Origin of the sequence: Microbacterium sp., from assembly GCF_031178525.1 — a bacterium.
GTDB lineage: Bacteria > Actinomycetota > Actinomycetes > Actinomycetales > Microbacteriaceae > Microbacterium.
Genome location: NZ_JAPSJA010000094.1, coordinates 1 through 9,276 on the forward strand (window position 1 = coordinate 1; position 9,276 = coordinate 9,276).

Sequence of the window (9,276 nt, forward strand, 5' to 3'; positions counted from 1 at the left end):
CGCGGCGGCAGCAGGCCGGGTCCGGGCTCGGCCGCTGTCGAGGGACGCGCCACCCGCCAGAAGCCGGTCTCGGCATTCAGCGCACGTGCCGGCTCTCCGTCGGGCGAGGAGAGATACGCCGAGGCGGAGTAGTTCAGGAACGGACCGCCGTCATGGCTGAAGCTGACCCGGTGCGAGAACTCGCCCTCGAAGTGGGTGTCGCCGACGCGATAGTCGATCACGCCGGTGCCCTCCCATACGCCGATCAGCCACGACAGCGGCGCGAGGTCGGCGGGGAGGTCTGCGGGCAGCTCGATCATGCTGCCGCCTTTCAGCGCTGGCCGCGGAACAGGTTCCAGACCACCGCGCCGGAGATGAAGGCGATCGCCAGGCTGGCGAGGCCCAGCAGCCCGACGAAGAACAGTTCGAGCGCGACGAGATCCATACCGTCAGTCTATCGGGTCACGCCGGACTCACGGCGGCCAGCACCATCACGAGCGCCACGACGCCGAGGATCGTGATGCCACCGAGGGCCGCGACGCCGACACGGAAGACGAACCCCTTCGCCCGCCCGTCGATCAGATGCGCGGTGAACGCGAAGATGAGGCACGCGCCGCCCGCGAGGCCGAACCACCGGAACCGCTCCTCGAACGGCACGAACACCGCGATGGCCAGCCCGACCAGGAGCGCGAAGCCCCACGTGGTCGCGATGCCGCCGTAGCGGCGCCGCGGGGCGAGTTCTGGGACCGTCATCCCCCCATTGTCCACGACGCGGGATACGCACCGGGCCCCGGCGAGCACCCCGCCGCGCGCGTCGGAGCGCCCACGGCGAGACCTCTATGATGGGGGCACGATGCGGCGACCCCACCGCATCGATGCCGAGGACGCGGTCCCCACCTGCGTCGGAAGGACATCGCTTGGCACAGCTTCTGGTCCTGAGCTCCGCCCCCGGCGGCGGAGCGGTTCTGCCCGCGCTCGAACTGCTGAGTCACCGTGTCAGGCAGATCCCGGCAGAGCCCGCCCAGCTGGTGAACGCGCCCAGCGCCGACGTGATCTTCGTCGACGCCCGCACGGACCTGGTCGGCGCGAAGTCGCTGTGCAAGATCCTGAACACCACGGGCCTCGACGCGCCGCTCGTGCTCGTGGTGACCGAGGGCGGCCTGACCGCGGTGTCCACCGACTGGGGCATCGACGACGTCATCCTGGTCACGGCGGGCCCCGCCGAGGTGGATGCGCGTGTGCGCCTCGCGATCGGCCGCCAGGCGAGCGAGCAGGTCAGCACCCGGATCCAGACCTCCGGCATCACGATCGACGAGTCCTCGTATTCGGCGAAGGTGCACGGCAAGCCGCTCGACCTCACTTACAAGGAGTTCCAGCTGCTGCACTTCTTCGCGACGCATCCCTCCCGGGTGTTCACGCGCGAGCAGCTGCTCAGCGAGGTGTGGGGCTACGACTACTTCGGCGGCACGCGCACGGTCGACGTGCACGTGCGCCGCCTGCGCGCCAAGCTCGGCGACCTCGAGCAGCTGATCGGCACGGTCCGCAACGTGGGATACCGCTTCAACGTCTACGAGGACGACCAGCTGCCGTCCGCCACGAAGTCCTGACCGGGGCGAGACAGCCCGAGTTCACGACGAGGACACGGGACGGTGGCAGGATGGCCGACATGATCGACTCCGCCATCGTGGACACGGGCATCGGCGATGCCGAGGACGACGACTTCGACGCGGCCGTCGAGGCGCCGGACGCGCAGCTGCCGGAGAACCGCTACCTCGACCGCGAGCTGAGCTGGCTCGCGTTCAACCAGCGCGTGCTCGAGCTGGCGGAGGACCCGACGCTGCCCCTGCTGGAGCGCGCGAACTTCCTCGCGATCTTCGCGAGCAACCTCGACGAGTTCTTCATGGTCCGCGTCGCGGGCCTGAAGCGGCGCATCGTCACGGGACTGGCCGTGCCGACGAACGTCGGCGTCTCGCCGACCGACGCGCTCACGGCGATCTCGTCGGAAGCGCACGCCCTCCAGCTGCGACACGCGAAGGTCTGGAACGACGCCGTCCGACCCGCGCTCGCGGAGGCCGGCATCGTCGTCGTCGGCTGGGAGGCGCTGGACAAGGACGAGCGCTCGGCGCTGTACGACTACTTCCACGCCAAGGTCTTCCCCGTGCTGATGCCGCTGGCCGTCGACCCGGCGCATCCGTTCCCCTACATCTCGGGCCTGTCACTGAACCTCGCGATCCGCATCCGCAACGCGCGCACGGGGCGGCAGGAGTTCGCGCGCCTCAAGGTGCCGCCGATGATGCCGCGCTACGTCGAGGTCCCCGGCGGCGACGGGCACGCCATGCGATTCCTGCCGCTCGAGGAGCTCATCGCCCAGCACCTCGAGGACCTCTTCCCCGGCATGGAGATCCTCGATCACCACGCGTTCCGCCTCACGCGCAACGAGGACGTCGTGATCGAGGAGGACGAGAGCGAGAACCTCATCCAGGCGCTCGAGGCCGAGCTGCTCCGCCGCCGCTTCGGTCCGCCGATCCGCCTGGAGATCACGGACGACATGGACGACGTGACGCTCGATCTGCTGGTGAAGGAGCTCGACATCACCGAGCAGGAGGTGTACCGCCTCCCCGGCCCGCTCGACCTGCGCGCACTGTTCGCGCTGTCGGGGATCAAGCGCCCGGACCTGCGCTACGCGCCGCACGTGCCGACCACCGCGCTGCCGTTCCAGCCCGTCGATCAGGAGGCGCGCGCCGACGTCTTCGCGGCGATCCGCAAGTCCGACGTGCTCGTCCACCACCCCTACGAGTCGTTCGCCACGAGCGTGCAGGCGTTCCTCGAGCAGGCGGCGCGGGATCCGCACGTGCTCGCGATCAAGCAGACCCTGTACCGCACATCGGGCGACAGCCCCGTCGTGCAGGCCCTGATCGACGCGGCCGAGGCGGGCAAGCAGGTGCTCGCGCTGGTCGAGGTCAAGGCACGCTTCGACGAGGCCAACAACATCGTCTGGGCCCGCAAGCTCGAGAAGGCCGGCGTGCACGTCGTCTACGGCCTCGTGGGACTGAAGACACACTGCAAGCTCGCGCTCGTGATCCGCGAGGAGAAGGGCGAGCTTCGCCACTACAGCCATGTCGGCACGGGCAACTACAACCCCAAGACCAGCCGCCTGTACGAGGACTTCGGGCTGTTCACGACCGACCCGCTCGTCGGCCGCGACCTCACGCGACTGTTCAACGAGCTGAGCGGCTACGCGATCGAGAAGAAGTTCAAGCGCCTGCTCGTCGCCCCGCTCCACCTGCGGAAGGGCCTGATCCGCCTCATCGACCGCGAGCGCCGCAACGCGCAGGCGGGCAAGCCGGCGCACGTGCGGATCAAGGTCAACTCGATGGTCGACGAGCAGATCATCGACGCGCTCTACCGCGCGAGCATCGCGGGCGTGAAGGTCGACGTGTGGGTGCGCGGCATCTGCTCGCTGCGGACCGACCTGCCCGGCGTGAGCGACAACATCACGGTGCGCTCGATCCTCGGCCGCTACCTCGAGCACTCGCGCATCTTCGCGTTCGAGAACGAGGGCGAACCCGAGGTCTTCATCGGCAGCGCGGACATGATGCACCGGAACCTCGATCGCCGCGTCGAGGCGCTCGTGCGGGTCACCGCGCCCAAGCACGTGCAGGAGCTGCTGAACCTGTTCGAGCTCGCGATGGATGAGCGCGTGAGTTCCTGGCACCTCGGCGCGGACGGCGTGTGGACGCGCCACAGCACCGGCGAGGACGGCAAGCCGCTCCTCGACCTGCAGGACCGCCGGATGTCCGCCGTCAAGCGCCGCCGTCAGGCGCGCGCGATCCGATGACGTCCGATCTCGCCGTCTACGCGGCGGGCGGTGTCGTGTGGCGCCTCTCCGAGGGCAAGGTGCGCGTGCTGCTGATCCATCGCACGAAGTACCGCGACATCACGCTGCCGAAGGGCAAGGTCGATCCCGGCGAGATGCTCGCGGAGACCGCCGTGCGCGAGATCTTCGAGGAGACCGGCATCCGCACCTCCCTCGGTGCGCCGCTCGGCGTCTCGCGCTACGGGATGCCGAACGGCAAGCAGAAGATCGTGCACTACTGGTCGGCGGCCGCGTCGGACGAGGCGATCAGAGCGAGCAGCTTCGTTCCGAACGACGAGGTCGCGGGCCTGGAATGGGTCGGTCTGAAGAAGGCGCACGCCAGGCTCAGCTACCCGGTCGACATCGAGATCCTCGAGCACTTCGAGCGGCTCGTGGACGACGGCGTGCTGCACACGTTCCCCGTGATCGCGCTGCGGCACGGGAAGGCCGTGCCGCGCGACGAGTGGGACCGAGGCGACGCGGGGCGCCCCCTGACGCCGCGCGGCAAGGCGCAGGCGAAGGCGGTCGTCGGCGGCCTGCGGGCGTTCGGCGTGCGCCGGATCGTCACCAGCACCGCCGTGCGCTGCGTCGCGACGGTCGGCCCGCTGTCCAAGGCCATCGCGCGGCGGATCGAGGAGACGGATCTGATCAGCCAGGACGCGTGGGAGGACGGCACGTCGGATGTGCGGGAGGTCGTCGGGCGCCGGGTGCGGGCGGGCAAGCCCGCCGTGCTGTGCAGCCACGGCCCGGTGCTGCCGGACATCCTGAGCGAGCTCGCGCTCGCGACGGGCACGATGCGCGGCGCATATCTGGCGGACGCCGCGGCGCTCGAGACGGGCGCATTCAGCGTGGTGCATATCTCGGCGACGAATCCCGGATCGGGAATCGTCGCGATAGAGACGCACGCGCCGAAGGTCTGACGACCTGGGAGCACACCGCGAATCCGCGGTCATATGCGCGATCGATGCGGGCAGTTCACCTGCCGTTCACCATTCCACCGCAGTCTCGTCACCACCCCCTCCTACGTTCACGGTTGTGCCCTGCAACCCGGCGGGGACGTCCTGAATCCCTCATGGAAACGGATACACAGTGAAGATCACCCGTCTCTCCAGCATCGCGGCCCTCGGCGCGGTTGCTGCTCTCGCTCTCGCAGGCTGCGCCGCCAACGAGCCTTCCGCGGACAGCGGCTCGGCGGCCCCCTCCGAGGGTGGCTCCGGGACCACGGTCAGCGGCACGATCGAGGCCACCGGCGCCTCGTCGCAGGAGGCCGCGCAGCAGGCGTGGGTCGCCGCGTTCCAGACCGCCAACCCCGAGGCCAACGTGCTCTACACGGCCACCGGCTCGGGCACCGGCCGCGAGAACTTCATCTCCGGTGCGTCGAACTTCATCGGCTCGGACCGCGCGTTCGACGCGGAGGAGCTCGAGGCGGGCGGCTTCGGCGCGTGCGTCACCGACGACATCGTCGAGGTCCCGGCGTACATCTCCCCCGTCGCCATCGCCTTCAACCTCGAGGGCATCGACACCCTGAACCTCGACGGCGAGACCATCGCCAAGATCTTCACGGGCGAGATCACGAACTGGAACGACGAGGCCATCGCCTCGCAGAACGAGGGCGTCGAGCTGCCCGACCAGGCGATCGTGCCGGTGCACCGCGCCGACGCCTCGGGCACGCAGGAGACCTTCACGTCCTACCTCGCCGCCGTCGCGCCCGACGTGTGGACCGAGGAGCCCTCCGACGAGTGGCCGCTGCAGTCGGGTGAGGCAGGCGACGGCACCTCCGGCGTCGTCGACGCCATCACGAACGGCTCCGGCTACATCGGCTTCGCCGACGCGTCGCGCACCTCCGAGCTCGGCCAGGTGGCCGTGAAGAACGGCGACGAGTACGTCGCCTACTCGGCCGAGGCGACCGCCGCGCTGGTCGAGGCCTCGCCGCTCGAGGAGGGCCGCTCGGACCACGACCTGGCCTTCGCGGTCGACGCGGCCGCCGCGCCCGCCGGCTCGTACCCGATCGCGCTGGTCAGCTACCTGATCGCCTGCACCGAGTACGAGGACCCCGAGGTCGCCGCCCTCACGAAGGCCTACATCGGCTACGTGACGTCGGAGGAGGGCCAGCAGGTCAGCGCCGAAGCCGCCGGCAGCGCGCCGCTCTCGGCCGGCCTGCAGGAGCAGATCGCGACCGCTCTCGAGGCGATCAAGGTCGACTGACCCTGTTTCAGCGATAGCGACGGTGCCCTCGCGCTTGTCCCCCCGTGGGATTCGAGCGCGAGGGCATCGCCGCGCCGCTGATACCCGTCAGCACCCGAGCATGACACTGAGGACCCAGAGGAGCGGGACCGAATGACAACGACCACGACGGAGCGCGGCAGCTCTACTCCCGCCGCGAAGCCCGTGCTTCGGCCCGGAGACCGCATCTTCTCGGGCACCGCGCTGGCGGCCGGCACGATCATCCTGATCACGCTCGCCGCCGTCGCCCTCTTCCTGATCGTCCAGGCGCTGCCGGCCTTCCAGCCCGATACGTCGAGCAACCACATCCTCGAGGGCCAGCCGTTCCTCCAGTGGGTGTGGCCGTTCGTGTTCGGCACCCTCTGGGCGTCGGCCATCGCGCTCGTCATCGCCGCGCCGATCGCCCTCGGCATCGCGCTGTTCATCTCCCACTACGCACCGCGTCGCCTGGCTGCCCTGCTCGGATATGTGATCGACCTGCTGGCGGCCGTGCCGTCGGTGGTCTTCGGCCTCTGGGGCGCCCTGACGTTCGCGCCCGCGCTCGTGCCCTTCTACAAGTGGCTCAACGAGAACCTCGGCTGGATCCCGCTGTTCGGCGGCACGCCGTCCGGCACGGGCAAGACGATCCTCACGGCGTCGCTCGTGCTGGCCGTGATGATCCTGCCGATCATGACGGCGATCTGCCGTGAGGTGTTCCTGCAGACGCCCAAGCTGCACGAGGAGGCCGCGCTCGCCCTGGGCGCCACGCGCTGGGAGATGGTGCGGATGGCCGTCCTGCCGTTCGCGCGCAGCGGCATGGTGTCCGCCGCGATGCTGGCCCTCGGCCGCGCGCTCGGCGAGACCATGGCCGTGACCCTCGTGCTCTCGCCGCTGGGAGTCGTGACGTTCAACCTCCTGAACCCCGAGAACCCCACGACGATCCCGGCGATCATCGCGCTGCGGTTCCCCGAGGCGCACGACGAGGGCGTATCGACGCTCATCGCCGCGGGCCTCATCCTCTTCATCGTCACCTTCGCGGTGAACGCCATCGCGCGCTGGATCGTCTCCCGCCGCGCCGAGTTCTCTGGAGCGAACTGATGTCGGCCACCATCGTCGCCGCCGCCGCCCCGCCGAAGGTCTCCCTGACCACCGGCCGTCTGCCCCGGTGGGCGCCCTGGGCGCTGCTGGGCTTCGCGCTGTTCGTCGCCGTCGTGCTGTTCGCCCTCCTGAACTCGAGCGGCGACGTCGCGCAGTTCAACATCGCGGGCGCGCTCGTCGTCACGATGCTGCTCTACCTCGTCGGCATCGCGGTGATCTCCTCGATCGCCGAGACGCGGCGGCACGCCACCGACCGGGTCATGACGGGACTCGTCGCGACCGCCTTCCTGATCGCGCTCCTGCCGCTGATCTCGCTGCTGTTCACCGTGGTCGCGAACGGCATCCAGCGCTTCGACGCCGAGTTCTTCAGCTTCTCGATGCGCAACGTCGCCGGTGAGGGCGGCGGTGCCGTGCACGCGATCTGGGGAACGCTCCTGATCACGCTGGGCGCGACCGTCATCTCCGTGCCGATCGGCCTCATGACCTCGATCTACCTCGTCGAGTACGGGCGCGGACGGATCGCGAAGGCGATCACCTTCCTCGTCGACGTCATGACGGGCATCCCGTCGATCGTCGCCGGCCTGTTCATCTACTCGGTGTTCGCGCTGCTCGTCGGCCCCGGCACGCGCATGGGCATCATGGGCTCGCTCGCGCTGTCGGTGCTCATGATCCCGGTCGTGGTGCGAGGCAGCGAGGAGCTGCTGCGCATCGTCCCGAACGAACTGCGCGAGGCGTCCTACGCGCTCGGTGTGCCCAAGTGGCTGACGATCGTCAAGGTCGTCCTGCCGACCGCGATCGCGGGCATCACGACCAGTGTGATGCTGGCGATCTCGCGCGTGATCGGCGAGACGGCGCCCCTGCTGCTGACGGTGGGAATCGTGCCGAACATGAACCTCAACATGTTCGACGGCCAGATGGCCACGCTGCCCGTGTTCGCCTACATGCAGGCCAAATACCCCGGCATCCCGCCGGAGGCCTACATCGACCGCGCCTGGGGCGCCGCGCTCGCGCTGATCCTGATCGTCATGGTCCTCAACCTCGCCGCGCGCCTGATCGCCAAGATCTTCGCGCCGAAGATGACCGGCCGCTGACTCCCCTCGACCCGAACGACCTCCAGAAAAGAGAGACCCAGATGTCCAAGAGCATCGAAGTCAACGACCTCAACGTCTTCTACGGCGACTTCCTCGCCGTCGAGGGCGTCTCCATCGACATCCAGCCCCGCACCGTGACGGCCTTCATCGGCCCGTCGGGCTGCGGCAAGTCCACGTTCCTGCGCACGCTCAACCGCATGCACGAGGTCATCCCCGGCGCGCGCGTCGAGGGCGAGGTGCTGCTGGACGGCCAGAACCTGTACGGCTCGAACGTCGACCCCGTGCTCGTGCGCCGCCAGGTCGGCATGGTGTTCCAGCGGCCCAACCCGTTCCCGACCATGTCGATCCGCGAGAACGTGCTGGCGGGCGTGACGCTCAACAACAAGCGCATCTCCAAGAGCGACGCCGACGACCTCGTCGAGAGGTCGCTGCGCGGCGCCAACCTCTGGAACGAGGTCAAGGACCGCCTGGACCGCCCGGGCTCCGGCCTGTCGGGCGGCCAGCAGCAGCGCCTGTGCATCGCCCGCACGATCGCCGTGTCGCCCGAGGTCATCCTGATGGACGAGCCCTGCTCGGCCCTCGACCCGATCTCGACCTTCGCGATCGAGGAGCTCATCGCCGAACTGAAGAACGACTACACGGTCGTGATCGTGACGCACAACATGCAGCAGGCGTCGCGCGTGAGCGACAAGACCGCGTTCTTCAACATCGCGGGCACCGGCAAGCCCGGCAAGCTGATCGAGTACGACACGACCTCGACCATCTTCACGACGCCGTCGGTGCAGGCGACCGAGGACTACGTCTCGGGCCGCTTCGGCTGAGCCGTCCGCCTCGCCGAACGGCCTCGCCCTCGGGCGAGGCCGTTCGGCGTTACCCCCGCGGCGGTCGCGTCATCGTTCGGCGGCCCGGTCGCCGGCCGCGGGGCCCGCTTCTGAGAGGATGACCGCATGACCGCCCTGCTCGTCGCCGCCCGCCGCGTGATCGACGGGTCCGGATCGGACGGGCCCGGCTGGGCGGTCGTCTCCCGGGGGCAGGTCACCCAGCGGGGCA

The 9,276-nt window shown here is 69.4% G+C and carries 9 protein-coding genes; 7 read left to right on the forward strand and 2 right to left on the reverse strand.

Features of this window, described 5'->3' with window-relative positions:
- A partial coding sequence (locus RIF89_RS07845; RefSeq protein ID WP_309068572.1) for a heme-binding beta-barrel domain-containing protein occupies positions 1-299 on the reverse strand: 299 nt, incomplete at its 3' end.
- 142 nt (positions 300-441) lie between these two features.
- Complete coding sequence (locus tag RIF89_RS07850) at positions 442-732, reverse strand: hypothetical protein (RefSeq protein ID WP_309068573.1); 291 nt, start codon at positions 730-732, stop codon at positions 442-444.
- 164 nt (positions 733-896) lie between these two features.
- On the opposite strand from RIF89_RS07850, the gene RIF89_RS07855 reads away from it, so the two are divergent.
- From RIF89_RS07855 to pstB, 7 genes are all read left to right on the forward strand, one after another.
- Positions 897-1,586, forward strand: a complete 690-nt coding sequence (locus tag RIF89_RS07855; RefSeq protein WP_309068574.1) for a response regulator transcription factor — start codon at positions 897-899, stop codon at positions 1,584-1,586.
- Between the two features lie 59 nt (positions 1,587-1,645).
- Complete coding sequence (locus RIF89_RS07860) at positions 1,646-3,817, forward strand: RNA degradosome polyphosphate kinase (protein WP_309068575.1); 2,172 nt, start codon at positions 1,646-1,648, stop codon at positions 3,815-3,817.
- Positions 3,814-4,755 carry an NUDIX hydrolase gene (locus RIF89_RS07865; protein WP_309068576.1) on the forward strand — a complete coding sequence of 314 codons (942 nt, stop codon included), beginning with the start codon at positions 3,814-3,816 and terminating at the stop codon, positions 4,753-4,755. The genes RIF89_RS07860 and RIF89_RS07865 overlap by 4 nt, the downstream gene beginning before the upstream one ends.
- 169 nt (positions 4,756-4,924) lie before the next feature.
- Complete coding sequence (locus RIF89_RS07870; RefSeq protein ID WP_309068577.1) at positions 4,925-6,040, forward strand: phosphate ABC transporter substrate-binding protein PstS; 1,116 nt, start codon at positions 4,925-4,927, stop codon at positions 6,038-6,040.
- Positions 6,041-6,172: 132 nt separating this feature from the next.
- Complete coding sequence (gene pstC / locus RIF89_RS07875) at positions 6,173-7,135, forward strand: phosphate ABC transporter permease subunit PstC (protein WP_309068578.1); 963 nt, start codon at positions 6,173-6,175, stop codon at positions 7,133-7,135.
- Positions 7,135-8,226, forward strand: coding sequence for a phosphate ABC transporter permease PstA (gene pstA, locus RIF89_RS07880; protein WP_309068579.1), 1,092 nt, complete (start codon positions 7,135-7,137; stop codon positions 8,224-8,226). The genes pstC and pstA overlap by 1 nt, the downstream gene beginning before the upstream one ends.
- Before the next feature lie 41 nt (positions 8,227-8,267).
- Positions 8,268-9,047, forward strand: coding sequence for a phosphate ABC transporter ATP-binding protein PstB (gene pstB, locus RIF89_RS07885; protein WP_309068580.1), 780 nt, complete (start codon positions 8,268-8,270; stop codon positions 9,045-9,047).
- Positions 9,048-9,276: the final 229 nt, after the last annotated feature.